The sequence below is a fragment of the Photobacterium panuliri genome, from assembly GCF_059920555.1.
Map to the genome: position 1 here is coordinate 1,399,776 of NZ_CP197193.1, position 25,904 is coordinate 1,425,679.

The following is a 25,904-nucleotide window of genomic DNA, read 5'->3' on the forward strand; positions in this document are numbered from 1 at the left end:
TCCGTGATCTATCCGTCAGGAGCTGGCTATGCTGTCGATTTTTGATATTTACAAAGTGGGTGTCGGCCCTTCCAGCTCGCATACCAACGGGCCGATGCTTGCCGGTTATGCGTTCTGCCAGAAAATACTCCCCGAGCTACCTCGGATTGAGCGAGTAAGGGTTGACCTGTACGGCTCGCTATCACTCACGGGCAAAGGCCACCACACCGACAGGGCCACCCTGCTCGGTCTGATGAACAACCAACCCGATACCATCGACATTACGATTGCGAACCAGGCCTTGGCCGAAGGTTCTGCCGGTAACACCCTGCACCTTGCCGGAAAGAAAACCATCGGCTTTAATGCCGACAAGGATATGCTATTTCACAACACCAACCTGCCCCTGCACGAAAACGGTATGATCCTCACCGCCTTCGACAAAGACGGCAAGCCCGTGCTCGCCGACACCTATTACTCCATCGGCGGCGGGTTTATCGCCACAGCCGACGAGCTACAGCACGGCAAGCCCAGCCAGAGTATTGAGGTTCCCTACCCCTTCCATTCCGCCGATGAGATCCTCGCCACCTCTGAGCGCGAGGGGATCAGCCTTGGCACCTTGATCCTGCGCAACGAGCTGGCCTTTCGCAGCCAACACGAGATCGACCGCAAAACCGACCTGATCTGGTCAGTCATGTCCCAATGCATGCAGCGCGGTTTTGCCACCGAAGGGATACTGGAAGGAGGGCTCCATGTGGTTCGCCGCGCCCCCGCCTTGCTAAAGGCACTGGAATCAAACAGGGCTCTTGATAACGATCCGATGGCGGTTCTTGACTGGGTCAACTTGTTTGCCTTTGCCGTCAGCGAGGAAAATGCCGCCGGCGGGCAGGTGGTCACCTCACCGACCAACGGCGCGGCTGGCGTGATCCCGGCCGTATTGATGTACTACCATAAATTTGTGTGCGAACTGGATAGCAAGCCGCTCAAAGACTTCCTTGCTGTTTCGGCCGCCATCGGCATGCTCTATAAAATGAACGCGTCCATCTCTGGTGCCGAAGTCGGCTGTCAGGGAGAAATCGGCGTATCGTCATCAATGGCAGCAGCTGGCCTGACGGCGATCCGCGGCGGCAGCAACGAGCAAATCTGCATGGCGGCCGAAATCGCCATGGAACACTCGCTGGGCATGACCTGCGATCCCATCGCCGGGCTGGTTCAAATCCCCTGCATAGAGCGCAACGCCATGGGGGCGATAAAGGCCATTAATGCTTCGCGCATGGCCCTGAAACGCAATAGCAAATCGCGTATCTCTCTCGACAAGGTCATCGAGACCATGTACCAGACCGGCAAGGACATGAACAAGAAATACCGCGAAACCTCCCTTGGCGGTCTGGCCATGATCCACTTGGCGCCACCATGCGAATAAGCGCCCAGCAGCACCGCGCGTCAACGTTCCATCGATGCACCGCTATCATCTTACCGCTCATCCCCACACCACAAAAAAATTAGCATTCCTTGAGTGAATAACTATTTTTGTTGCCAATACAACAAAAATAGTTATACTGCGCTTCATTGATATTATTGTTGTATGGGTAACAATAAATGACTAAGAAAATTTACCAATATACGCTTTATGCCGTGCTCGCTATCACGCTAGGCTTTTCCGCCTTTTTGATCAGCGCCGATAACCTGTCGCCATTTACCACCCAGGCCACCATGCACAAAACCGTTGCCAATATCGCCCCGGAAGTGTCGGGGGTTGTCGCTACGGTAGATGTCACCAACGGCGAGTTTGTCCACGCCGGTGATACCTTGTTTACCTTGGATAACCACCGCTATGCGCTGGCCGTCAAACAGGCCGAGGCAGAGCTGCATCAGGCCGAGCAGTCACATTCGGCCAAATGGCAACAGCTTCATGCGGCCGAGCAGGCACTCGCCCAACGGATGGTCGAAGCCAACAATGCCCACAACCAGCTGCTCCGCCAGCAAGCACTGCAAGCCAAGGGGCTGATCACCGTTCAGGCTTTCGACGATGCAAAAACAGCCGCTGACGTTGCAACCAGTGCCGTAAAAGCCGCCAAGGCCGACATCGCCCGCCTTAATGCCGAACTGGCCACCGGTAACAAAAATGCGGCAATTGAGCTGGCCGAGGCCAAGCTGGCCAGTGCCAAACTTGATTTGGCCCGATCCCACGTTGTTGCCAAAACTGATGGCACCGTCAGCAACCTCCAGTTACAGGCCGGCACCTATGTCAACCAAGGCGCCGTGGTGATGTTTGTCGTGAACGAAACCAACACATGGCTAAGTGCCGACTTCAATGAAAAAGGCGTTGCCCATCTGCAGGCCGGTACGCCTGTTTGGATCAGCTTCGATGCCCTACCGGGCAAGGTCTACCAAGGCACTATTGCCAATCAGGACCGCGCGGTGTTCGACGCAAATAATCCGGCCAACCAGCTTTCTACGGTTGGCAACGATAGCCGCTGGATCCGCGAGCAGCAGAAAATCCGAACCCGAATTACGGTTGATGAGGCCAACCCAGCATTAATCGCGGGCTCCCGAGCCAGCGTCATGGTCGAAAATGGCAACAGCCTGATCGACGGCATCGGTTATTGCTGGATCTCACTGGTCTCCTGGTTCCGCTATATCTACTGATCGCCTTTTCTGACTGATAACGCTTTAACGAGGTGATGCGAATCATGACCCCACAACGCCAAGATGCACTGCGCATCACCCTGACCATCACAATCTGCATGCTGGCCGGTAAGCTGCTGCACCTTGACTCTCCGGTCTACCTTGCCCTGTACCCAACCATCCTGATGACCAAAGGGAAGGACTACTCTTGGGCTGGCATGCTGCGGACCTTCCTTCCGACGTTCGCCGCAGCCTCGCTGGCATTGCTGATCTGTGAAATCTTAGCCAACCATCCGTTTGTGATCTGGACGCTCAGCCTGCTGTTCTTCGATACCCTGCGCCGCCGGGCCGATACCCCGGCCAAAGCGGGGGCGATGCTGATGCCGACCTTCAACTGGATCCTGATCATTGTCTTCTCGCAGCACACCAGCATGGATATGCCGATGCGGATCCATGAAATTGGCCTTTCCATGCTAATCACCGCCTGCGTGGCCAAAGCAATGCTGCTCATCCTGCCGCAAGCCAAAGGCGGCAAACCACCGGCTTTTTCACCCAAGCCGGTCAGTTTCCAGCAGCGGGTGGTCTCACTGGGCCTGATCGGCGGCGGACTGGCATGCCTGATGATTGTTGATATTGTCTCGGCTACCTTCTGCATGGTCCCGGTTGTCGCCGCCGCGACCCAACCCGGCAGAGACAAATTCCTAGAAGTCGTCGAGCGCCGATTTATAACCCAAGTTGGAGGGTGTGCCATTGCCGTCATCTTCACGCTGCTGATGGCGGGCCACCAATCCATCCTCAGCTACTATGCGCTGGGGCTCGGCACGCTTATATTCCTGATCACCAACTGGATGACCCATACCGACGGGCCAGCGCGAGATCTCCATGCCGACGCACTGCTGGCAACACTGCTCCCGATCCAGCTTTACATGGGTAACCAAACCCTCGGCTTGGAAAGTACTTACCTGCGGGCATGGGAACTGACGGTAACATTGGGTATATTGTTCACCCTGCACCAATTAACCCGTCGATCCGACAATACGAGACAAGCACGATGAGCATAACCATCAACGACATTCCGGAACTCGAAAACAATATGTCTTTCATGATGGGACTGGCCTACAAGCAATTTAGAACCCTCGCCAATCAGGTACTGGCCGCCGAATGGGACATCACCCTCGAAATGCTCGGCGCACTGCGGGTACTGGCGCACCGGGGCGAGATCCCGCAACAGGCGCTGGCCGAAGCGCTGCACCGAGAACGCTCGGTCACCAAGCGGCTGGTCGACAACTGCATCAAACGCGGACTGGTCGTGGCCAGAAAAAGCGATACAAACAAGAAAGCACGCTATCTCGCCCTCACCGAACAGGGGCAGGAAACCAAAACCCAAGCCCACCAGCGCCTGCAAGCGATTGTTGCCGATTACTACGCCCCGCTCTCGGCCGACGAACAGCGATTGCTGCTGAGCCTGTGCAAAAAACTGATCAAAGATGACGTGATCATCGGGGCTGATTAACACCCCGGGAAAAATGCCACATTCTTAACGCAACTCAATGTGCGGATGTACATTCCGTGCTACATCTACGGCATTCGCTCCCGCGCAGTCGCGTTGGGATGATGACTATTCAGGAAAGAAAATGAAGATTGTTGCTGTTACAGCCTGCCCGACAGGCATTGCCCATACCTACATGGCTGCGGTAGAGCTTAAAAAAACGGCCCAGCAGCTCGGGATCCAAATCATGGTTGAGACCCAAGGCGCGATGGGGATCGAGAACCTGCTGAGCATTCAAGATATCGGCAAGGCCGATATCGTTCTCATCGCATCGGATATTGAAATAGAGCACAGGGCACGATTCACCGGCAGCAAAATCCATTGTGTCACGATCGAAGAAGTTCTGACCGATCCAATAAGCGTACTGAACCGCTGCAAGGCCCTGTGTGCCTAAGGCCTTGAACATAGAACGCCGTATTACCTTCTTCCTTGGCGAGGAAGGTATTCCCGCCTGGATGCTCAACCGGCTGAAAACGCTTGCCCACTATTTCAAAGCCGTGGTGGTAATGCGCAATATCTCGCGGCTCAATATTGCCAATGCCGAACAACCGATGCAGATGATGAGCCTTGGCTCGCGGCCGGGAGATCTTTGCCAACTGCTGATCGAAGGTACAGACGCCGAGCTGGCGTGCATGACCCTGACCAATTTTATTGCCGAACACTGCCGCCTGATCAACAGCAGCTACCGCCAGCAGCCACACCGACCAACGCCCACAACACCGCTGCCGTTCCCGTTCAGCCTCCACCACCTCGCACCATGCACAGACAAAAACGCCCAGCTGCAGGCCATTAGCCGCCTTGTCATCATCGCTGAAAAAGAGCAGCAAGACGCACCTCCCCATCCTGACGACATCGCCACCGCAACCCGCCAGCTATTCGAACAGTTCACGGCCCGCGAGTCGGTCTCCTCGACGGCGATGGGCAACGGTATCGCCCTGCCCCATGTGCTTAGCCCGCTTGTCAGCCAGCCCCATATCAGTGTCACGGCCCTCGATACCCCATTGGACTGGGGATCACAACGCGGACCGGTCCACCGCATCGTCGGGCTGGTGCTACCCGCACCGCCACAGCGACCGCATCTCGAGGCTTTTTCGTCTTTTTCGCAACAGCTGCTTGTGACCAAATATTGCCAAGCGCTCGGCGACAACACCCACCCGGATGTACTCGATGCGATCATCGTCCATGCCCTTGCCGCCCCCTTTGACCGGCGCGCCCCGTAGCGGCTACGAACTGGCCCGGTAGTCTGAGGGGGTCATCCCCGTTTTCTGCTTGAACACCCGGTAGAAATAGTTCACATCCTGAAAACCGCATCGGGTAGCAACCTCGCTCAGGCGGAAGGTGTATTTCTTGAGCATGAACTTGGCCCGCTCGATACGTACCCAGGTGATGTAATCAGCCATGCGCATATGCCCTTGTTGCCGAAAGAGGCGAGAGAGATGGTTGGGGGTAATATTGAACCGCTTGGCGATAGAATCCCTGCCGATAGGCCGATGGAAATTCTCCTGAATATAGATACAGATCCCCTGATAGAGATCCTCGCTGCGTTTTTTGCTGCCTCTAGCCGGTGAGAGTAACATCTGCTGGCTGTAACTAAGCAGGGCCTGCAGCAGGTACTCGTCCATAGGTTTCTTGTGCGGCTCTTTTGCCAAGGCATTGAGGGCTGCCAGAATATGGTCTATCGCATAGCCTGTACGGGTCTGGATACTGTATTTCTGCACATCGTAGAACCCCGACTGCTCCTTGGCCTTACTCACCAGACTAAACCCCAATTGGCGACGGCCGAACAACAGGCTCAGTACCGAGCAGTCAGTATCCCACATCGGCTTGTTCCAACTATTAGGCGGAATGTACAGTGCGTCGCCCGCCATAATACTGACTTCGGTGATCCCGTGATCGGGATCTTCAAGCATATTGATGTACTCACCGTGGATCACCATCTCAAGCCGGGGGAAATTGACCTGGTAACTAAACTGGGGCGGGGTATGGAGATCGCCGCCAAACCAAATTTGGTTGAAATGCTCCCGCTCGCAAAGCAGGTTCTCAAGCAGGTGTTGGAATACTTGGCCCATCACAATCATTCATGGCAATAACAAGGCTGGCATTATTACCCGCCACCAGAACCTCAGCCAGTTTTATACTGTTGCAGGGCGAATTTGCGTGAACCCGATCACCAAAACATCCCCTTACACCTAGCCATTTGTTGTTACTTAACTCTAGTTTTCATTATGACACCAGATAAAAACATACTGTAAGCAGCACCCAAATAAACCAAGCAAACAATTGATTTATAACGCATTAATATTGTAAGCAGATAACAAAACCATCAATATGTCATATGAGAATTAGATCACACTATGCTACCAAGGTTACAAATATCCAGTAATTGCCCCTCTGGTACACTATAAACGAACCTGCAATATCGCCGAAAATATCCCCAACGGCACAACAAGCCGAATAATAATTCTCATAAGGGGGAACGCTCATGATCACCAATTTGATTAATGAGAAGCTAATTTGCCTGAACCTGAAGGCAACCAGCAAAGAAGAGGTCTTTGTCGAAATGATCGACCTGCTGCACCAGCAGGGACGTGTCAGCGACAAACAACAATTCCTGGCCGACATCCACGCCCGCGAAGAGCTGGGCAATACCGGTTTTGAGGACGGCGTCGCCCTTCCCCACGCCAAGAGCGCCGCAGTTGCCGAACCGGCCGTTGCCATCGGTGTGAGCCGTAGCGGCATTGAATACGGAGCCGAAGACGGCTTGCCATCCAAACTCTTTTTCATGATTGCCTCGCCAGACGGCGGAGCCAACCACCATATCGAAGTACTGGCAGAACTTTCGTCCAAGCTGATCGAAGACGGCTTCATCGATGCCTTCCTCAAAGCGGAGAGCGAATCAGAAGCACTTGGCCTGCTACTGCAAAAAACCGAAACCGCCGATACCCCAGTTGCCAACAAAGGCCTACTGATCGGTGTGACCGGCTGTCCTGCCGGTGTTGCCCACACCTACCTTGCCGCTGAGGCACTAGAGAAAGGGGCAGCCGAACTGGGCTATGAAATCAAAGTCGAAACCAACGGTTCCATCGGGGTGAAAAACAGCCCGACAGCCGAGGAGATCGCCCGCGCCGAAGCCATCATTGTAAGCTGCGACAAGCAGGTAGACATGGCTCGCTTTGCCGGCAAGCGCCTGATCAAAACAGGCGTTAAAGCCCCAATTAAAGATGCCAAAGGGCTCATTGGCCAAGCACTGGGAGCGCCCGCCTACCAAGTATCCGGCGACGAAAAACCGGCAGAAACCACAAGCAAAGCCTCGCAGGCTCGTTCTGATCTGTACCGCTACCTGATGAACGGCGTATCGCATATGATCCCGTTCGTGGTAACCGGCGGTTTGCTCATTGCATTGGCACTGGCAATCGGTGGCGAACCATCCGCTGGCGGTATGCAAATCCCTGACGGCAGCATGTGGAACCAAGTGCTGAACGTGGGTGTGGTTGCCTTTACCCTGATGATCCCAATTCTGGCCGGTTACATTGCCTATGCGATTGCTGACCGCCCTGCACTGGCTCCGGGCCTGATTGGCGGCTGGATTGCCAACAACGGTTCTTTCTACGGCGCCGAAGCGGGTACCGGTTTCATCGGTGCGATTGTCGCAGGCCTGCTGGTAGGTTACTTCGTTAAGTTCATCGTGAACATCAACTACCACAAGTTCATCCAGCCGCTGGTGCCTATCATGATTGCACCTATCACCGGCTCTCTGTTCATCGCGGGTATGTTCATCTTCGTTATCGGTGCGCCAATCGCCAGCCTGATGGACGGCCTAACCGCCATGCTGACCAACATGAGCTCGGGTAACGTGATCCTACTGGGTATTGTACTGGGTGGCATGGCTGGCTTCGATATGGGTGGTCCATTCAACAAGGTCGCCTTCCTGTTCTCTGTCGGCATGATTGCAAGCGGTCAAACACAGTTCATGGGTGCGATGGCATGTGCTATCCCTGTTGCCCCTCTGGGAATGGCTCTGGCGACGGTTATCGGTCGCAAGTTCAACATCTTTGAACAGTCTGAAATCGAAGCAGGTAAAGCATCGGGCGCAATGGGCTTGGTGGGTATCTCTGAAGGTGCGATTCCATTCGCCGCGCAAGATCCAATGTCTGTGATTCCAGCCAACGTACTTGGCTCAATGGTTGCTGCGGTAATGGCGTTCTCATTCGGCATCACCAACAGCGTTGCCCACGGCGGTCCGGTTGTTGCCCTGCTAGGAGCCATGAACAAGCCGGTACTAGCCCTTGCCTGTATGGCTGCGGGTGCTGTTGTTACCGCGCTGGTTGCAGTCTCTCTGAAGAAAATGCGTCAGGCCAAAGCACAGCAAGAAGCTATGGCATAAATCCCCCTCTGCCGGTGTCCACGGATCCGGCAGGTCTATGGGCATACCGAGTGATATGCCCCGCCAAGCTCCCTCCCGTCGAGGGAGCTTTTTTACCCGCTCTTCCCGCGAATCGTTAAAAATTTCAGGCCAACTTTGATAAGATGCGTTGAGTGATATAAACACCCATACAATACCCACTTCCTTAGTCTCCATCACCGCACCGAAGTGACGGGCATTAACGAAATCGGTATTACACTAAGGAACGCCATGACAACCGCAACTTCTTCCCCGCGTTTTTTCCGCATGCACAACATCATTCAGGACTACGCATGGGGTAGCACCACCTCTATTACCGAGCTTTTCGGCTTTGCCAACCCAGAGCAAAAGCCACAGGCGGAGATCTGGATGGGTGCGCACCCGAACGGCTGCTCTACCATCGAGGTCAATGCCACGCCGACCCTGCTCTCTGATTTTATCAGCAATGACATGGCAGCCCTTATCGGCCCACAAACTGCCGAGCAGTTCGGCGAACTGCCATACCTGTTCAAAGTCCTTGCCGCAGAGAAAGCACTGTCTATTCAGGTGCACCCAAGCAAGGCGCAGGCCGAGGCAGGCTTTGCCAAAGAAGAAGAACTAGGCGTTGCACGTACCGCAGGCAACCGCAACTACAAAGATCCCAACCACAAACCCGAGCTGGTATATGCCCTGACGCCTTATCAGGCGATGAACGGTTTCCGCCCTTATAGTGAGATTGTCAGCCTCTTCAATGCCCTGTCTATCAGCGAGCTAGCCGAGTTGGTTGCCGCGCTGGAGGGCAACCAGAACGAACAAGGTCTGGAGCGTTTCTTCGAGGCCATGCTGTCACTGACAGGCGACACCAAAGACAGCGCGGTTGCCAAGCTGCTAGTGCATGCCGAAAACCATCAGGACGATGAGCTCTTCGCCCTTATCCTTGAGCTGGCAAGCCAGTACCCGGGCGATATCGGCCTGTTCGGCCCGCTGATGCTAAATACCCTGACCCTGCAGCCGGGCGAGGCGATGTTCCTCAACGCCTGCACCCCGCACGCCTACATTAAAGGCACCGGCCTTGAAATCATGGCCAACTCCGACAACGTTCTGCGCGCGGGCCTCACGCCGAAATATATGGACGTTCCGGAGCTGGTAGCCTGCACCCGCTGCGTGCCAATGCCTGCCGAAACCCTGCTGCTGGCGCCTACGCGCGAACAAGGTGCCGAGCACTACCCGATCCCAGTGCCAGACTTCAAGTTCAGCGTCTACCAAGGCGAGCAGGCATTTGTGCTAACCACCCACAGCGCGGAAATCCTGCTGGCCATTGATGCGCCGCTGACCGTCTCTCACCAAAGCGGTGACACGCTCACCGTGGAAAAGGGCGAGTCTATCTTCATTCCGGCAAACACCGGCCGTTTTGAAGCAAGCTCAACAGGCCGCTTCGCCCGCGCCTACAACTAATTGTCGCCGCCCCTCGTTGCTGGCAATAATGACAAGATAAAACGCAAAAGGCCTGAGCAATTCAGGCCTTTTTATTGGTTACTCTATCTACCCAATTCGCATTGGGCTTTGTTGCGTTCTTCTCTTGCCGTCACAATCCCCCCCACACATTCATCTCATACCACACACTATTTGGTCATGCGCAGCCATGTATAAGCGCTTCCCTGCGCGCATGGCTCCCTTTTCTTTCTACACGTCACGGTCTTATTAACCGCAAAAAAATCCCGCCGAGTCCGTCTTAACCAAGCGGGAAAATGTACAGGTTTTTATGGTTACTTCTCTTTATTATCCATTTTAAAAAGGGCCTTCATCGTCCAGCCTCTTATATTTTTAACGTAGCAACACTCTCTCAGGCTGTCAGACAGCTTGCCAAAAATATTGATCGTTTTGAAATCAACATTCACCGCGCTCAATGCCGTTAAAATATTTTTATCTGGTGACTATTTTCCTTCCAACACCGGAATAGACAATACCAATCTATCCTGATATAAAACTCAAGGATAAACTTTCTGCCCTATTGCGTTGACAGTGAAATAAGCCATATTTGAAAATTGATATTTATAGCCACCAATTAAATAAGCACTTATCTACCTCTGAATATAAAATGAATATTGTAATAATAAATTAAATCCCAACTCTATGGATAACAACAATTTTCCCTTTGTACTCATTTTTCACCACGATTAGTAAACATGCTGAATGTCCGGCAGATTATACGCAAATAGAATGATATGAATGAGACGAAGATCATGCTTTCTTGCGTCAATTTCCCACTCAATTTTTAGATATGAGTCAAAAAATCAACACTTTTTGACTAGTTATCTTTGCTATTGCTGCTTATTTTTCATCATAACAACATTCACAACCGCTTAGATATTTGGTTAATTATTCGGCAAAAAGTTAGCTCATCAACCACCAGTGAACATTAAACAGCTGAAAAAAAGTAAAAAAAAGAAAATAGCAAAATAACCATCCTGAGAAATGGCAATCTATCGCCTTTTCATGAAAAAAATTTCACATCATCATTAATTTCAATTATTCAAGCGAATAAAAAAACAACCGAATAACTCAACTCATTATTAAAAATATCAAAATTGAAGCAACGTGACTAACTTCAAGTAATCACATCTCATCATTAATTTAATTTGACTTACATTGATAATAATAAAATCATATTTCACGTTAGTCATATTTGTAACCTGTTACTAACTCATAATAACTTATCCATTAAGGTATAAGTTATCTTCCAATCCACGATAACATATGTTGATTTCGTGATAAGCCGTACCTTATTCGTGAGTAACATAAGATGAAACTAAGTACAAAAATAACGATATCCTTCACTTCATTTTTTATCATTTCATTTGCATTAATTACCAGTATCAATCTGTCAAACTTTAGTGGGTCATCCATTGCTAATTATGACAGCAAGATGCAGTCTCAATCACATATGCTTTCGTCGGTCATAACACAATACACAGAACGTTATTTTGATATCTTAAGCACTGCCAGTATCAACGTTGACACAGCTGACAACAGCAGCATCCAGTCGGTGATGAAACAACTCTCTGATATCCAGAACAACTCATCCATATCCAATGTCTATATTGCGATGAAAAATGGTGGTGTGATAACCAAGAATGGGGTTGATATAAATAAAAACGCAGCAGGAAAAGCATGGTTCGATGATGTCATCAATGGCGTGACTAAACGTTCATTTACCGAAGCATACCAAGATGAATTCACCAAAAAATGGATTATCACATTCAGTATCCCGCTCTACGACGCGCAGAACCACATCTATGCCGTGGCTGCGGCCGATCTTCGCTTGGACGAGTTCAACTCCTTTGTACTCTCCAACGTGGACAGCGACCAAATTGATGTCTACCTGACCCAAAGCGGCAGTGTTATCGCCAGCGGTGACAGCAGCATGCTTCACACTAATATCTACACCGATTACCCTGAATACCAAAATCAATCAGGGAGGATCAGTTACTCGGGCAAGCAAGGCGAAATCATCGCCTATATCAGCAACGCCAGCCATTTAGGCTTCAGCGTCGCCAACTATGAATATCTGGCCACCATCGAAAAAGAAAGCAACGACAACTTCACCATGGGGATCGGCATCCTGTGCGGGGCGAGCATTATCGCCATGTTCTTATGCCAGATATTTGTCAGAAAATATATTTATGCCCCGATTGGCGGCGAGCCCAATGAAATTAACCATCTCGTCAAGAACATTTCAAACGGGATCCTGACGGATATTCCACCGCTGCGCACCGAGGACATTGGCGTATACCGCTCAACCTTGATCATGGCGAACAACATCAAGGAAATCATCAGCAGCATCAACAACTGTTCAACAGAGTTATATGGCTCATCAAAACAGATTGCTGATTCGTCGACGGAGGCCGATCGATCCTCCCACCACCAACTTGCAGAGTTGGAACATGTCGTGACGGCGATCAACGAGATGCTGGCCACTATCACCGAGGTGTCGCAACATGCCAACCTCACATCGAAATCGTCCAACGAAGCACACCTTAGCGCGACAGATGGACTCAACCTGGTGGGGGAGATGAATGACAGTATTCAATTGCTCGTCAACAATCTCAACGACATACAAGCCGCAATCAATATCGTGCAGCAGGAAACCGAGAATGTGGGCGGGATCCTCGATGTGATCCGAGGGATAGCCGACCAAACCAACTTGCTGGCCCTCAATGCCGCCATCGAAGCAGCTAGAGCCGGCGAGCACGGCCGCGGGTTTGCCGTGGTGGCAGACGAAGTACGATCACTCGCCACCAAAACCCAGCAGAGTACCGACGAAATACAAACGATGATCCTAAGACTTCAAGAACAAGTCCAACATTCCGTTCACCTGATGGAAAATAACACCCGAGGGGCCCAAGGGACATTATCCAAATCCGATGAAGCCGCCCAAACCCTTACGCTAATCGAACAAGAGATCCGCCAAATCCAAGACATGAACATTCAGATAGCCACCGCAACGGAGGAGCAATCTCATGTGACTCAGGAAATCAACAAGAATGTCTATAATATCAATGATATATCCCAAGAGGCTGCGGCGGCTATCACCCAAAATAGAGTCCAGGCCGAACACCTAGAATCACTGGCCATTGAATTGGGTAACTCCATTCTTAAATTCAAGATGTGAAGCAGCCCTGACGAGCCCGCCATAACCATGCTCGGTCATGGCGGGCTCGCCGGGAATAACGGCACAATTGGCAACCACACGAGATAGACCATGAACATAAAGCATGATTGAGTTTGATGACTTTTATGCCATGGTCGCCAGTGAGGTGATTGAAATCGTGGAGGCGAGTGTGCGCTTCAACGGCGACATTATTCTTGGCTGGATGAAAGCAAACCAAGCCACCAGCACATATGGGATTGTGGAGGTTGATTAATCCCATAACCATGGCGCAGGATGTCTTACAAATGTAAAACATGAACTCTAAGAGTTAATCTTGAGGTTCAACAAGTTGGTAGAGCTTGTCAAACAAAGGCTCATAATACGCATTCATTAAATCAGTCTTTTGGGATTGCACCGCCTGATCTGAAAAAGATGACGTATAAAGATAGCAGTCAGTAAAGAGCTTCTCGGCTAACGGGACGATAGCAGCCAAGACTTTTGTATTAGATGCCCGCTCTGCCTTGGAAATCAAGCTAGAGAGTGCCTGACCTATCCCGACAAAAAAAGACGCCACCGACTCCGACGCCTGTTCAACATACTTATCTCTGATTTCTGGTAGACGGGAGAGACTGTTGGCATGACATCCCAGCATTGTTGCCAATGCCGACTCATCCTCCTCGGCGACCTGAATCGCCAGCGGTAGGAGCGTTCGATAATCTAGTGCTTTATCCCATTGATGAAGCGCGGCAAAATCATCCACAGCTTGTCTGGCATAACGCCGTATCACGGCAAGGTTAAAATCCGTCCTTTGCTGGTTAAATTCATATTCCGACAGTAAATCATACATATCCAGCACATCATCAAGATACCCTGACGGCAGCATAGGATGAACGATCATCGCAGCCAGTTCGCAATATTGAAGATAGATAGTGTGGTTATCAACGATATGATGCAACTTGTTTAACTGAACGAGCAGCTGACGCTCATCAAATTGCTGGCAATATTCCTGCAATGAGAACAACAACGGCCTGTTTTTTTCCACGTACTGACGATGCTTTACCTTTCCTACACTTTCATTCATTTGATAAATAAACAACTCGATATAACGACGGTGGCAAGCCCGAGATGCGGCCGTTATGCGCCGTGAAAAACTGAAATTGCCTATCTCTTCAAGCTGTTTGCTGAGTTGCTCCGCCTGCCGACTGACTTCTCCATCAGGATGTAGTGGTTGCCCACTGAATTGGTTAATAAACCCATGCCCTTCGTAGCAAAGTGTACTAATCTGCTCCTCACGCGCCGTTCTTTCTTTTAGGTAACGCTCAATAGACAACTGGGCCTTGCAATCTGCACCGATAATCAGTTTTTCGATTCGAATCGCCCTCATCCCGCCAATCTCTGGTAACCTCGCACGACACTCGGACAATCGTTCTCTGATTTGCACCATGCTGCTTTCGTCGATACCAACCCGTCGTATTTTCCGTATTTCGCCAAGCGACCGACGGATTAACGTCAGATCTTTCACTTCGGACTTATACCGCCGATTGAATTCAGCTTGAAGCAATTCATTACGCACCTCTGCCAGATACGCCTTCGCTTGTTGCAGTTGGCACGCCGTCTCTACGCCATACGGAAGCCGCTGACAAGGATCCAAGATGAGATCATGCATACTCATCAGCCTGTTATGATAACTCGTCATGAGCGTACCTAGGTTATCGTCAACAACAAAGCTCGGATAGATAACGTCGAGATATAACTCACCCTCACTGTCACTTTTTTCCAGCGCAGATTCGGACAACTCAAAAGCATTGAACTGTGCCCCTTCACAAGTGATGGATTCCAGCGTCATCTCGTCATGATAATTAGCACCATAGAGTAAAAGATGAAATGTCGAACGATTCTCCTCTCTGCATTCCGGGCTAAACAGCCATACGAGGTTATAACCGAGCTTACGGTAGAATTTTTGCCGCTCAACGGCCGTCTCCGGATGTAACCACCAACGGGTAAGTTCAAAAACCCAATGATTACCATCCCGATCTCGGCAATATATATCAGGCTGTCGACGAATATTGAGCGTATGCTCGGTACTAAAAATATAGCGTTCCGTCGCGACTGAATCCGGCTCGATTCTTGGGTCGTGGGCCAATATATTTGCAACCCGCTCTTTGTTCTGCATGTGCCATTCTCCCTCAGCACGAAAGATGCGGTTGTATAATCGGCATTGCTCACGGTTAGGATTGCAGAAAAAACATCCCTCGGCCTTCTGTTTGTTCTCTGGAGATTTAGTGTTGTGCCTAAAATGCAAACACTGCCTTCTCCCCTGTCCTCCGACAAGATATACCGCCCCCCGACACTGTGCACACCGGTAATGCTGGCTATTTTCGGCGATCTGACTGCGAATGATCCCATTCGCCATATCCGAACCTCGATAAATATTTGCAATCAGGCGTTTAGCCGCAATAGGCCTCGCGTAATCACTGACCAGAATTTCCCAGCCCTCATCAAAATCATTTATTCCCACAGCCACCACTCCGTGCTCGATACCAACAAAAATTTGGTGCCACATATCCTATGCAGCTTCATACTCATTATGCAACATAAGGTGTATTGTTTCGATTTATGTGGCCAGTCGTGATCTATTTTCCATCGATGAAAAAGCAGGGCACACGAACAACAACACATATCGCTTTTCCGATACTCATTGCTGTAGAGTGTTACGACAACAGGCTGAAATCCGTACGTAATCACCGTATTTTCAAAATAACAAAGAGAAGAATATCAAGTGTTATCTCAACTTATTAAACCAATAACAGCATTGCAGTTCCCATTAAAGGAAATGCCTAGTTCATTGTTACTAAATAAAGACAAATCAATTGAGATGTATTACGCACCATTTGATCATGTGAATACAGCAGCAAAAATTGTCATTTGTGGAATAACGCCAGGACTACAACAAGCGGAAATCGCACTACAGGAAGCACAGCGACAATTAAGTACCAACAAGCCTTTGCCTATTGTTAGCCAATCAGCCAAAGAAACCGCCAGTTTCGCCGGCCCCATGCGTAAAAATCTTATACGAATGCTAAATCATATCGGGTTGCAACATCGGTTAGGCGTAAATGACTGCGAAGAACTATTCACGATCAGGAAGGACTTAGTACATTACACCTCAGCTCTACGTTATCCCGTGTTTGTGAATGGTAAAAATTACAGTGGGCGCACGCCGAAGATGTTAGGAACGCCATTGCTTCGAGAAGCAATAGAGCAATACCTTGGGGAAGAGCTACGTCAATTGTCTTCAGAGACATTATACGTCCCCTTAGGCGATTCAGTAGCAGACGTGCTTTTCTCCATGGCTGAGAGCGGATATATCAAGCGCGAGCAAATCTTAGCTGGTATGCCTCACCCATCGGGGGCTAATGCTGAACGAATAGCATTCTTTTTAGGTGAAAAATCCAGAGAGAACCTATCAGATAAAACAAACCCTGAAATTATCTTAAGTAAAAAACAACAACTGCTATCAGTATTAGGTTACGCAGTTTGATGATGAATGAAATACAAGCAGGAGATATCCCTGCTTGTATTCATTATTTACTATAAGAACTTTCTATACCTGTTCAATAAAGATATGAATACACCTAAGCAACACCAACGCAGTCATAACCCTCAATAGATACAGTGATAGTAAAATTTCCTATCGTAGCTCCCAAAAACAATCCGAACCAAAACTGACAACCTATCCCTAAAACATATCGCCGGAAATTAAAGTACTTCCGCTTTCAGACATATCCATTATGTATATTGAGCTCGCTTGGGGATATCGCTACTATGGATTGAACAATTTTCAACCAGCGATAGCTGAACAACAAGTAGGTAGACAAGGATGCAGTCAGACGCCTCGGCCACAGCCGCGATAGTGGCTTCCCCCGCGACATGGAACAGCGCGGAAACGAAAAACGAAATCCCCTCACATCCCCAACCAAAGTGCGAACCTTTCAGCCATATTTCACCTGGGCTGGTGATTGCCTTTGGCAAGAGCATCGATGCCAAACCCCATCGCCATACACTATGGCAGCTCTGCCTGCCGACTCTATCTGCCAAGCTCAACGGCCAGCCTTTCGATAAGGCTAAGGTTATCCCCCCTGATCAGAGCCATCAACTCCAAATGGAACAGGGCTGGATCATTCTGGCGGAGCCAGAGAGCCGGGTCGGTACAGCGATCAGCCAACTGCCGACAGAATTTGCCAGCCAACCGAATCGTACCCTCGGTGGGCTCTACCATGCCCTCGCGGCACAGCCCGAACTGGTCAACGCACTCAAACAACAGGGCTATACCATCAGCGATTCGAGGATCAGAAAATTGCAGGCCCAGCTTGACAGTTGCCTATCTGGCCACTGTCTAAAACCGGATAAATGGCGGGCCAAGGAAATCGCCGACTGGCTGGCCTTGTCAGAAAGCCGCTTTCTCCATCTCGCCCGCGAGCAACTGGGCATAGCCTGGCGCCCTTATCTACTCTGGCGACGTCTGCTCTGTGCCGTTAGGGCAATAAAAAACGGGGCGAATACCACTCAGGCGGCCCACCTTGCCGGCTTCAGTGATGCGGCGCACCTAAGCAGAACCCTCAAGCGTACCTTTGGCATGACCAGCAGCGAGCTGCTCGCCAGTTTCACCCTGAATAAGAACAAATAGCCAGTTTGTTCAATACCGCCCCCCTTTCCTGTTGATACCGTAAGCGTACCAACAGGGAGGATACACCATGAGCATACCAACAGCCCCCAGAACAGCGGATTCCAACATACCCGCGCCAGCCAAGCACCCACGGCTACTCCTGCCGACCCCTATGATCGACTACAACCATCCGGCCATATCACAACTTATCGAGAATAAGGGGTGGCGTGCACTCGACACGGCAACAGCTCTTCGCGAAGCCTATAATTTCGTCCGCGACGATATCTTATTTGGCTATAACAGTGACGATACCCTACCTGCCAGCCAAGTTCTCAAAGACGGCTACGGGCAATGCAACACCAAAGGTACCCTCCTTATGGCTTTGTTGCGCAGCCTCGCCATACCATGCCGCTTCCATGGCTTTACCATCTACAATGCACTCCAGCGCGGGGCAATCCCTGACTACATTATGCCGCTTGCCCCCAAAAAGATTTTGCATAGCTGGATAGAGGTCGAACTGGAGGGGCGATGGCTTAATCTTGAGGGATTTATCATCGATACGCCATTTCTCGAACAGGTTCAGCGAGCCCACCCCGGTACGCGTATATTCAGTGGCTATGGTATCAGCGTTGCATGCCTGCAAAACCCGCCGAATATCTTTACCGGCAGTGATACCTATATCCAAGCACAAGGCATTGCTGATGATCTCGGGGTATTCAATGACCCTGACAGCTTTTTCTCGCGCTACGGCAGCAACACCCGCGGACTCAAACATATCGCCTACCGCTGGCTGATCCGCCATTTAATCAACCGCCATGTAGATAAAGTGCGCCGCACAGGGGTCAATAATTAACCACCACAGTCATCTCCAGCCTGCCGCAACATCACGGCAGGCGATCCAATTCACACTGTAAATCGCTATCAACGCTGCATATTTCCATCTTGGAATAAAAAATAAAAATCAATAAAAACAAAATTTTAATTATTTACCCTCTTTCATTTATGCATATTACTCGCCCAAATCCGCCTTCAATATGGCAATCCTAAATTGCAAATTTAAAGCGCGTTCTGCACGTTGGCCTCTGCTAGAGTGAGACCGTGATGTAGCGCACAATTTTAGGGGCGAATCCCGCCGCGCTCTCAAACAACGAGAAAACAACCTATCAGTTGCAGGAATACACCGTGACTACCTAGCCCTCCCGGCACACCACATAACGACATGACACCACGGTATTGCCAGTGGTGGTTTACTGTCACTATCTATCAAACCAAACTATTCAAGGTACTTATCCATGGCGCATTTTACCGTCATTGGCTTGGGGCGTTTTGGTGTCGCCGCCAGCCTAGAGTTGATCCACCTCGGCCATACTGTTACCGGCGTCGACTGCGACCCGAAAATTGCCGAAAAATATACTGAAGACTTTACCGAAATGGTGATCTGCGATGCCACCGACGAGTGTGCACTGCGTGAAATGGATCTGGGCAACAGCGAAGCCGTCCTGATCGCTATTGGCGAAGACATGCAGGCAAGCCTGCTTACCACCCTTGCCCTGAAGAACAGTGGCGTAAACAATATCTGGGTAAAAGCCAGCACCAAGGCCCACCATACCATCGTCTCTAAACTAGGGGTTTCGCGTATCATCCACCCGGAGGAGGAAATGGGGATCCGGGTCGCCCAATCGCTCAACTACCCGATGGTCAACAATTACCTGTCGATTGGCCACGGCCTGCACGTCGTCGAGATTCCCATCCAAGCCTGCCTCAACGAGGTGACGCTGAACCAACTGCTGGGGGATATCAGCGACAATATCGAGCCGCTGCTGGTCAAACGCGATCAGGAAACCTTCACCCAGCTAAGTGGTGATTTTGTACTGCAAACCAATGATATCCTGTTATTGTGCGGCACCCGGGCCGAATTGAAATACCTCGCCCCAAGGTTGGTGTAACATGGTTTTGTGGCATCCCTCTGTCTCGCCGCTTGAGCGCAAGACCAATGCCGCCAAGAAGATCACAGGGGCGCCGCCCCTGATTCTGGCGGGCAGCTTCCTTGCCCTGATCTTGCTTGGCACCTGCTTGCTTAAGCTTCCTTTTGCCACAGCGGCACCACTAAGTTGGTCACAAAGCCTGTTTACTGCAACTTCCGCCGTCACCGTTACCGGACTGTCGGTAGTTGATACCGGTACCGTGTTCACCACGTTCGGCCAAACCGTCATCGCCCTGCTGATCCAGTGCGGCGGGTTGGGGCTGATGACCTTTGCCATCGTGACCCTGATCTCGCTGGGCGGCAAAATCGGCTTCCTCGAGCGCACTGTGGCCAAAGAGGCATTCAACCAAACCGACACATCCACCCTTGCCTCTACCGCCAAGAACGTGCTGGCCTATGCCCTGTTCGTCGAAAGCATCGGAATGGTTATTCTGGCGGCCTACTGGAGTCCCGAGCTCGGGTGGAAGACCAGCTTGTTCCACGGGTTCTTCTATACCATCAGCGCCTTCAATAATGCCGGCTTCGCCCTCAGCGCCGACAACCTGATGCCCTATGTGGAAGATCCGGTGGTCAACCTGACGATTACGGGGTTGTTCATCGTTGGCGGGCTGGGCTTCTCGGTATGGATCGACCTGCACCGCAACCGACGCTGGTCAAAACTGACGCCCTACAGCAAAATGATGATAACCGGCACCGTCTTGCTCAACCTGTTCGCCGTCATCGCCATTTACATGATTGAGTACAACAACCCACATACCCTGGCGCATCTCTCCGAGCACGGGAAATGGCTGGCGGCCTGGTTTCAGGCAGTAAGCCCCCGCACGGCGGGTTTTAATACCCTGCCGATAGACCAACTCGAAGATGCCACGACAACCCTCATCATGACCCTGATGTTTATCGGCGGCGGATCGCTAAGCACCGCCAGTGGGATCAAGGTGGTGACTTTCATGGTGATGATTCTGGCAACTTACGGGTACCTACGCCGGGACGAAGCGATCTTCGTGTTCAAACGCGAAATCCCGCGCGAAACCGTCAGCAAGGCACTGGCCCTTACCATGATTTCGGTCGTGGTGAGCTGGCTGGCCATTTTCGGCCTGCTCCTGTCCGAAAAGGCCCCGATGCTCGATATCATGTTCGAAGCCCTGTCAGCGTTAGGAACCGTCGGCCTGTCACGCGGACTAACCCCGAACCTGACCCCTGCCGGCGAGACCATCATCATCATACTGATGTTTATCGGCCGGGTCGGCCCGCTGACCCTCGCCTATTTCCTCGCCAGCCCCCGGGCACGCAAGCTACGCTATCCGGAGACCAAACTGGCCATTGGCTAGATGCGACCTGTTGATCAGAGACAAAAAAACCGCCTTTTGGCGGTTTTTTTATGGATATACAATCACAGTAGCAACGTCACAGCTTCTCCATCGAAAAACGATCGGCCCCTTTCATTGACGCCCGGCAGACATTCTCCCCACTGCTGTTCTGGATATAGGTATAGACTCTACCGCCGCCCTGACGCAAGACATCGATAACTTCATCAATCTCACGATAAATATAATAAGAATATTCTTTGCGGTCATACCTTTTACGCAGTATCACCAGATTAGCCAGTGCGAATGCATCCTCGCATGACTTCACATCAGACAATGAGGCATCAGGCAAACGCACTGTGTTGATGATAAACAGCGGCTCAATCTTGGACTCGAGCCCCATTGAATCATAAATATCAGAAACTTGCCCAAGGGACAGCCATGCCTCTTCTTGTTCATACTCCGAGATATAGAAATAATCCCCGATGTAAATTCCCACCAACAACATAGCCACAACATAACGCTGTATTTTCTTTTTCTTCTCTGGCTGCTTGAAGCCAACCGCTGCTATCACGATAGCTACAAGAATCATCCAATAATCTTCAATAAAATAACCCACGGTTGCCAACCTATAGTTCAAATTATCGACCAAGAAAGCACTCAATATAGCGATGAGCAAAACACCCAAAACAACGTATCTTTTTTTCATAAAGAACCATGTGGATAAATAATAAAAACGGCAATGCCAATAAAAAAGCAAGATAATACAGCAGGAAAAGTACCATAGTTATCACCGACGTCTTTGACCGACATTAACGTTCCTTGCAATATTCGCCCCCTATCCCAAACAGATCATGCCGTCATCACATAAAAAAACCGCCCTGAACATAGGGCTCAGGGCGGTTTTTTCTGCATTCTAAAAGTAGTTAACGCTTAAGCTGTTTAACCTGCGCGATTTCCCCTTCCAGATCATTAAGCAGGTCTATCACGCTATCTGCCGCCTCTTCCATCTGGGCAAGACAGTGCATCCCCTCTGCTTGATTCCCCTCGGCAAATGCCTGCAATGCTTTACGGCCATAGGTATGTACATCGGCATGCGGACGCTCTAGCTGCTGATACGAACGGCATCCCGAGAATAGCTGCTTGCCACGGCCCTGATAATACCAGTTGCCCAAGCGACAACGGTGGTGATCGACCACCTCTTGGCTATTGAAGCTCTGCAGACTAAGGCGCTGGTAAATGCTGACTTTCCATACCACATGATCAATTTGAACCAGACGGAGAAATATCGAGGTATAGCTCATATCAACCAATCGATACAGCTCTTCGGATTTAAGGATCAGCGAACTGACAATCATGATCAGCTCTTCGATACTGTCGTGCAATTGAGTACACTGAGTCTCGATGAACTTTGAGCTCTGGTAACAAGTTTGAGTGTTACCGCTAATCTCACCCACCACATTCTGGATCTGGCTGGCCGCATCGCTAGCATTCTGGGCCAACTTGCGTACCTCATCGGCAACAACGGCAAATCCCCGCCCATGATCACCTGCACGTGCAGCCTCAATGGCCGCATTGAGCGCCAGAAGGTTAGTCTGCTCTGATACGTTATTAATCGTGACAATAAACTTGCCGATATCGTCAGAGTTCAGCTTCAATACTTCGAGTGAGTCCCCACTCGATTGGATCTGCCCAATAAGCTGATTGAGGGTATCGCGGAACATATTCAAGATGGCAATACCATCTTTGTTGTCCGACACATGCTGATCAAGATTAAGCGCAAGGTTCTCAGCCGCGCTGACAATGTTGCTTCGGATATATTCGAGCGGCGAAACGGATTTAAGCAGCTTGTTCATAAACTCATCTTTGATTGCAACGGATAACTCCAATTGCTCAACGTGCTGCTGCGTTTCGCTAATCGTCGTGATTAATCGCTCGTTCTCTTTCCGTTGTTCATCTAACTGAGCACTTAATGTATCTATTGCGGCATTGTTACCGTCTTTATTCTTATTGAAGGCGAAACTGAACATATTCGACAACCATTTTACCTATCGGACAGTGGCGATCATTATCAGGGTAACTTCGCCAAACAACTTAAAAACATTAATAAACAATACAATATGCAGCGTATATACCCTGCGCAAAACAGCGCGTATTGTATTGACAAACATACCTAAAAGCTATTTTTTGTATTCACAAATGAGATAATTCTGAGGGATTAAGCACAAAAAAACCGCCGGTATGATACCGGCGGTTACGTATGGGGTTAATGGATTTCTTGCCGCTATTAAGCGTGCAGCAGCTCCATTGATTCCTTGGCGATTACCCACTCTTCGTTGGTTGGGATAACCATCGCCACAGGCGTGTTAGGCTTGGTAATAATACCGCGGTTGCCAAAACGTGCCGCTGCGTTAGCGTCTTCATCTTCGCGGTAACCGAAGATCTTCAGATTCTCTAGGATCTTGCTACGGATTGGCTGTGAGTTCTCACCGATACCCGCAGTGAAGATAATCGCGTCAAGCTCATCCAGTGCAACCATGTAAGAGCCGATGTACTTGGCAACACGGTAGCAGAACAGTTCGAATGCCAGTGTCGCGCCTTCGTGGCCGTTTTCCATCGCTTCGATGATGCCGCGGCAGTCGCTTGTCAGGCCAGATACGCCCAACAGGCCAGATTTCTTGTTCAGCTCATCAAACACAGCTTCCTGAGACCAACCTTTCTTCAGCAGGAACTCAATGATACTTGGGTCAAGGTCACCACAACGTGTACCCATCATCAGGCCAGCCAGCGGGGTGAAGCCCATGCTGGTATCGACACTCTTGCCGTTCTTGATTGCACACACTGACGCGCCGTTACCAAGGTGGACAGAGATGAAGTTGCTTTCGTCAATTGGCTTGTTAACCATTTTCGCAGCTTCACGGCTTACGTAGTAGTGGCTAGTACCGTGGAAACCGTAACGACGGATACCGTAATCTTTGTACAGCTTCTGTGAGATAGCGCCAGTGTACGCTTTCGCCGGCATAGTCTGGTGGAAAGCCGTATCGAATACTGCGTACTGAGACAGGTTAGGGAACGCCTTGATTGACGCACGCATACCGATAACGTGAGCTGGGTTGTGCAGCGGAGCAAGATCGCTCAGCTTTTCAATTTCTTCCAGTACTGTATCGTCGATTTTCACTGTCTTGGTGAACTTCTCGCCGCCATGTACAACTCGGTGACCGATAGCAACGATATCCTGCTTCATGCCCAGCTCGTCAAGCAGCATTACGATGCGATCAACAGCCTGCTGGTGATGGTTGCCTTCAGCTTCAAGATGATATTCGTGCTTCTCGCCATCAATCTTCCAGCTCACTACCGCTTCTGGTAGACCGAAACATTCACCCAAACCGCTCAGGGTTGCTTCACCGCTTACGGTATCGATTAGGGCAAACTTCAGGGAAGAACTGCCGGAGTTGATTACAAGTACTAGAGAATTGCTCATGGTTATCTCATCAGAATATTTGTTGGCTTTGAAACAGCGTGCTGTTCCGTGAACACGTCTATTTGGTCCAGTGACCTTAGCCAGAAGAAGATGTGTGGAGCAGCATTTTCTTCTGATTTATATTTTATGGTTACATTATTCAATTTTTTTTGAATAACTCAACTTTTGTTTCGAGAAAAAAACAAAAAATTGAAATTTCACTGGTTGAGATCAAGATAAGCGCAACGAAAACGTTTAAATGCGTTTATTTATTCACCAAAGTACAAAATTCAGCCCATAATTTTTGATGTATTAAAAAAATTGCATAAGCTCCTAAATTTCCATGAGATTAACGGCGATGAAACCACGCCCTCAAAAAGGTCATTAAACACTGAATACGTCGATTTACCCGAACGTCATGATGACTCACCAGCCACCAGATTGTTTTGGGCAGCGGGGTACCCGGCAACACCGGCACAAGCTCCGGGTAGCGCCTTGCAACACAGTCAAACATCACTGCAATCCCCGCTTTGGCGCGCGCCAATTCAACCTGCATCTTGTAGCTGTCAGTACGAAAACAGAAGTTCGACTTGGTCACCTTGCCACCGATCTCCGAAGCCGCCCGAGTATAGAAATCAAATTGATCATAGCCTATCAAGTGGTAGCCTTCATGGTGCATGGCATCCATGTCTGCCGGAGTCCCCATCTCAGCCAGATAATCGCGATGAGCATAAAACCCAAGCGCTTCTTCATGCAGATAACTCACCACCAAATCAGGCTGGGTAGGCTTTTCGCGCGAAATCAACAAATCAGCCTCGCGCTTATTCAGATTGACGGCCTTGTTCTCTACCAACAATTCCACATCAATTTCAGGATGCGCCTCACGGAATGCCGTCAGCGCATCGGGCAAAAAATAAAATGCGGCAATTTCCCCAACAGCCAGACGAACATGCCCTTCATGACTGTTCTTGCAGGCCACCACTTGCTGCTTGAACCCCTCGACTCCCTTTGCGGCCTGCCGGGCTGTTTCAAGTAAAATCTCACCGTTGTCTGTCAGCTTCAGCCCGTGTGACGAACGGTCAAACAGGTTAAAGCCCACTTTCTGTTCTAAGGCGACGATCTGGCGGCTGACGGTCGGCTGCGACATCCCCAAAGCCAAGGCTGCGGCCGACATGCTCCCTTCTTCAGCAACGGCTAAAAATACCCGAATACTATCCCATTCCATGTTATGCATTATCAAATACCTGCTATGCCGTTTTGTCTATTTACTATAAACGTAAAAAGCACTTAACTTATTGATATTGA

The 25,904-nt window shown here is 50.2% G+C and carries 21 protein-coding genes; 15 read left to right on the forward strand and 6 right to left on the reverse strand.

Going from position 1 to position 25,904, the window contains the following annotated elements:
- The first annotated feature begins 28 nt into the window (after positions 1-28).
- From ACSF8X_RS22500 to ACSF8X_RS22525, 6 genes are all read left to right on the forward strand, one after another.
- Entirely contained in the window at positions 29-1,399 is a 1,371-nt protein-coding gene (locus tag ACSF8X_RS22500) for an L-serine ammonia-lyase (protein WP_500851541.1), read from the forward strand.
- A gap of 176 nt (positions 1,400-1,575) precedes the next feature.
- Positions 1,576-2,625 (forward strand): HlyD family secretion protein, encoded by a 1,050-nt coding sequence (locus ACSF8X_RS22505; RefSeq protein WP_500851542.1) that lies wholly within the window; start codon positions 1,576-1,578, stop codon positions 2,623-2,625.
- Positions 2,626-2,669: 44 nt separating this feature from the next.
- On the forward strand, positions 2,670-3,659 hold the full coding sequence (locus tag ACSF8X_RS22510) for a DUF2955 domain-containing protein (RefSeq protein WP_500851543.1): 990 nt from the start codon (positions 2,670-2,672) through the stop codon (positions 3,657-3,659).
- A complete protein-coding gene (locus tag ACSF8X_RS22515) occupies positions 3,656-4,117 on the forward strand; it encodes a MarR family winged helix-turn-helix transcriptional regulator (RefSeq protein WP_500851544.1) in 462 nt (153 codons plus the stop codon). Before ACSF8X_RS22510 ends, ACSF8X_RS22515 begins: the two co-directional genes overlap by 4 nt.
- A gap of 121 nt (positions 4,118-4,238) precedes the next feature.
- A complete protein-coding gene (locus ACSF8X_RS22520; RefSeq protein ID WP_500851545.1) occupies positions 4,239-4,547 on the forward strand; it encodes a PTS fructose transporter subunit IIB in 309 nt (102 codons plus the stop codon).
- Entirely contained in the window at positions 4,540-5,373 is an 834-nt protein-coding gene (locus tag ACSF8X_RS22525) for a PTS sugar transporter subunit IIA (RefSeq protein WP_500851546.1), read from the forward strand. The genes ACSF8X_RS22520 and ACSF8X_RS22525 overlap by 8 nt, the downstream gene beginning before the upstream one ends.
- A gap of 3 nt (positions 5,374-5,376) precedes the next feature.
- Here the strand turns inward: ACSF8X_RS22525 and ACSF8X_RS22530 are convergent, their stop codons facing one another.
- On the reverse strand, positions 5,377-6,222 hold the full coding sequence (locus ACSF8X_RS22530; RefSeq protein WP_047876900.1) for an AraC family transcriptional regulator: 846 nt from the start codon (positions 6,220-6,222) through the stop codon (positions 5,377-5,379).
- Between the two features lie 413 nt (positions 6,223-6,635).
- On the opposite strand from ACSF8X_RS22530, the gene ACSF8X_RS22535 reads away from it, so the two are divergent.
- The 4 genes from ACSF8X_RS22535 to ACSF8X_RS22550 all read left to right on the forward strand — a co-directional run bounded on the left by ACSF8X_RS22535 (position 6,636) and on the right by ACSF8X_RS22550 (position 13,459).
- The gene (locus ACSF8X_RS22535) at positions 6,636-8,537 is read left to right on the forward strand and encodes a PTS fructose transporter subunit IIABC (protein WP_500851547.1); all 1,902 of its coding nucleotides are present in this window, start codon (positions 6,636-6,638) and stop codon (positions 8,535-8,537) included.
- A 249-nt stretch (positions 8,538-8,786) separates the two neighbouring features.
- On the forward strand, positions 8,787-9,989 hold the full coding sequence (gene manA, locus ACSF8X_RS22540; protein ID WP_500851548.1) for a mannose-6-phosphate isomerase, class I: 1,203 nt from the start codon (positions 8,787-8,789) through the stop codon (positions 9,987-9,989).
- A gap of 1,471 nt (positions 9,990-11,460) precedes the next feature.
- Positions 11,461-13,206, forward strand: coding sequence for a methyl-accepting chemotaxis protein (locus ACSF8X_RS22545; RefSeq protein ID WP_500851549.1), 1,746 nt, complete (start codon positions 11,461-11,463; stop codon positions 13,204-13,206).
- A 103-nt stretch (positions 13,207-13,309) separates the two neighbouring features.
- Positions 13,310-13,459, forward strand: coding sequence for a hypothetical protein (locus tag ACSF8X_RS22550; RefSeq protein ID WP_500851550.1), 150 nt, complete (start codon positions 13,310-13,312; stop codon positions 13,457-13,459).
- Positions 13,460-13,513: 54 nt separating this feature from the next.
- Here the strand turns inward: ACSF8X_RS22550 and ACSF8X_RS22555 are convergent, their stop codons facing one another.
- Entirely contained in the window at positions 13,514-15,712 is a 2,199-nt protein-coding gene (locus ACSF8X_RS22555; RefSeq protein WP_500851551.1) for a DUF6035 family protein, read from the reverse strand.
- A 252-nt stretch (positions 15,713-15,964) separates the two neighbouring features.
- On the opposite strand from ACSF8X_RS22555, the gene ACSF8X_RS22560 reads away from it, so the two are divergent.
- The 5 genes from ACSF8X_RS22560 (at position 15,965) to ACSF8X_RS22580 (ending at position 21,163) form a co-directional block, all read left to right on the forward strand.
- Positions 15,965-16,726, forward strand: coding sequence for a uracil-DNA glycosylase family protein (locus ACSF8X_RS22560; protein ID WP_500851552.1), 762 nt, complete (start codon positions 15,965-15,967; stop codon positions 16,724-16,726).
- 339 nt (positions 16,727-17,065) lie between these two features.
- Complete coding sequence (locus tag ACSF8X_RS22565) at positions 17,066-17,872, forward strand: AraC family transcriptional regulator (RefSeq protein ID WP_500851553.1); 807 nt, start codon at positions 17,066-17,068, stop codon at positions 17,870-17,872.
- 67 nt (positions 17,873-17,939) lie between these two features.
- Positions 17,940-18,704 (forward strand): transglutaminase-like domain-containing protein, encoded by a 765-nt coding sequence (locus ACSF8X_RS22570; protein WP_500851554.1) that lies wholly within the window; start codon positions 17,940-17,942, stop codon positions 18,702-18,704.
- A gap of 439 nt (positions 18,705-19,143) precedes the next feature.
- Positions 19,144-19,797, forward strand: coding sequence for a potassium channel family protein (locus ACSF8X_RS22575; RefSeq protein WP_047876911.1), 654 nt, complete (start codon positions 19,144-19,146; stop codon positions 19,795-19,797).
- 1 nt (position 19,798) lies between these two features.
- Positions 19,799-21,163, forward strand: a complete 1,365-nt coding sequence (locus tag ACSF8X_RS22580; RefSeq protein ID WP_047876912.1) for a TrkH family potassium uptake protein — start codon at positions 19,799-19,801, stop codon at positions 21,161-21,163.
- Positions 21,164-21,239: 76 nt separating this feature from the next.
- On the opposite strand, the gene ACSF8X_RS22585 is transcribed toward ACSF8X_RS22580, so the two are convergent.
- The 4 genes from ACSF8X_RS22585 to ACSF8X_RS22600 all read right to left on the reverse strand — a co-directional run bounded on the left by ACSF8X_RS22585 (position 21,240) and on the right by ACSF8X_RS22600 (position 25,833).
- Positions 21,240-21,848 carry a hypothetical protein gene (locus tag ACSF8X_RS22585; RefSeq protein ID WP_500851555.1) on the reverse strand — a complete coding sequence of 203 codons (609 nt, stop codon included), beginning with the start codon at positions 21,846-21,848 and terminating at the stop codon, positions 21,240-21,242.
- A 217-nt stretch (positions 21,849-22,065) separates the two neighbouring features.
- Positions 22,066-23,169 carry a methyl-accepting chemotaxis protein gene (locus ACSF8X_RS22590; RefSeq protein ID WP_500851556.1) on the reverse strand — a complete coding sequence of 368 codons (1,104 nt, stop codon included), beginning with the start codon at positions 23,167-23,169 and terminating at the stop codon, positions 22,066-22,068.
- 257 nt (positions 23,170-23,426) lie between these two features.
- Positions 23,427-24,620: an acetate/propionate family kinase gene (locus ACSF8X_RS22595; protein WP_047876915.1), complete on the reverse strand. Its 1,194-nt coding sequence runs from the start codon at positions 24,618-24,620 to the stop codon at positions 23,427-23,429.
- 328 nt (positions 24,621-24,948) lie between these two features.
- Positions 24,949-25,833, reverse strand: coding sequence for a LysR family transcriptional regulator (locus ACSF8X_RS22600; protein WP_500851557.1), 885 nt, complete (start codon positions 25,831-25,833; stop codon positions 24,949-24,951).
- Between the last annotated feature and the right edge of the window lie 71 nt (positions 25,834-25,904).

Excerpts from the sequence above, each read along its gene's own strand:
- ACSF8X_RS22500 (WP_500851541.1), top strand. The coding sequence starts at position 29 with ATGCTGTCGATTTTTGATATTTACAAAGTGGGTGTCGGCCCTTCCAGC.
- ACSF8X_RS22505 (WP_500851542.1), top strand. The coding sequence starts at position 1,576 with ATGACTAAGAAAATTTACCAATATACGCTTTATGCCGTGCTCGCTATC.
- ACSF8X_RS22510 (WP_500851543.1), top strand. The coding sequence starts at position 2,670 with ATGACCCCACAACGCCAAGATGCACTGCGCATCACCCTGACCATCACA.
- ACSF8X_RS22515 (WP_500851544.1), top strand. The coding sequence starts at position 3,656 with ATGAGCATAACCATCAACGACATTCCGGAACTCGAAAACAATATGTCT.
- ACSF8X_RS22520 (WP_500851545.1), top strand. The coding sequence starts at position 4,239 with ATGAAGATTGTTGCTGTTACAGCCTGCCCGACAGGCATTGCCCATACC.
- ACSF8X_RS22530 (WP_047876900.1), bottom strand. The coding sequence starts at position 6,222 with ATGGGCCAAGTATTCCAACACCTGCTTGAGAACCTGCTTTGCGAGCGG.
- ACSF8X_RS22535 (WP_500851547.1), top strand. The coding sequence starts at position 6,636 with ATGATCACCAATTTGATTAATGAGAAGCTAATTTGCCTGAACCTGAAG.
- manA (WP_500851548.1), top strand. The coding sequence starts at position 8,787 with ATGACAACCGCAACTTCTTCCCCGCGTTTTTTCCGCATGCACAACATC.
- ACSF8X_RS22545 (WP_500851549.1), top strand. The coding sequence starts at position 11,461 with ATGCAGTCTCAATCACATATGCTTTCGTCGGTCATAACACAATACACA.
- ACSF8X_RS22550 (WP_500851550.1), top strand. The coding sequence starts at position 13,310 with ATGATTGAGTTTGATGACTTTTATGCCATGGTCGCCAGTGAGGTGATT.
- ACSF8X_RS22565 (WP_500851553.1), top strand. The coding sequence starts at position 17,066 with ATGCAGTCAGACGCCTCGGCCACAGCCGCGATAGTGGCTTCCCCCGCG.
- ACSF8X_RS22570 (WP_500851554.1), top strand. The coding sequence starts at position 17,940 with ATGAGCATACCAACAGCCCCCAGAACAGCGGATTCCAACATACCCGCG.
- ACSF8X_RS22575 (WP_047876911.1), top strand. The coding sequence starts at position 19,144 with ATGGCGCATTTTACCGTCATTGGCTTGGGGCGTTTTGGTGTCGCCGCC.
- ACSF8X_RS22580 (WP_047876912.1), top strand. The coding sequence starts at position 19,799 with ATGGTTTTGTGGCATCCCTCTGTCTCGCCGCTTGAGCGCAAGACCAAT.
- ACSF8X_RS22585 (WP_500851555.1), bottom strand. The coding sequence starts at position 21,848 with ATGAAAAAAAGATACGTTGTTTTGGGTGTTTTGCTCATCGCTATATTG.
- ACSF8X_RS22590 (WP_500851556.1), bottom strand. The coding sequence starts at position 23,169 with ATGTTCAGTTTCGCCTTCAATAAGAATAAAGACGGTAACAATGCCGCA.
- ACSF8X_RS22595 (WP_047876915.1), bottom strand. The coding sequence starts at position 24,620 with ATGAGCAATTCTCTAGTACTTGTAATCAACTCCGGCAGTTCTTCCCTG.
- ACSF8X_RS22600 (WP_500851557.1), bottom strand. The coding sequence starts at position 25,833 with ATGCATAACATGGAATGGGATAGTATTCGGGTATTTTTAGCCGTTGCT.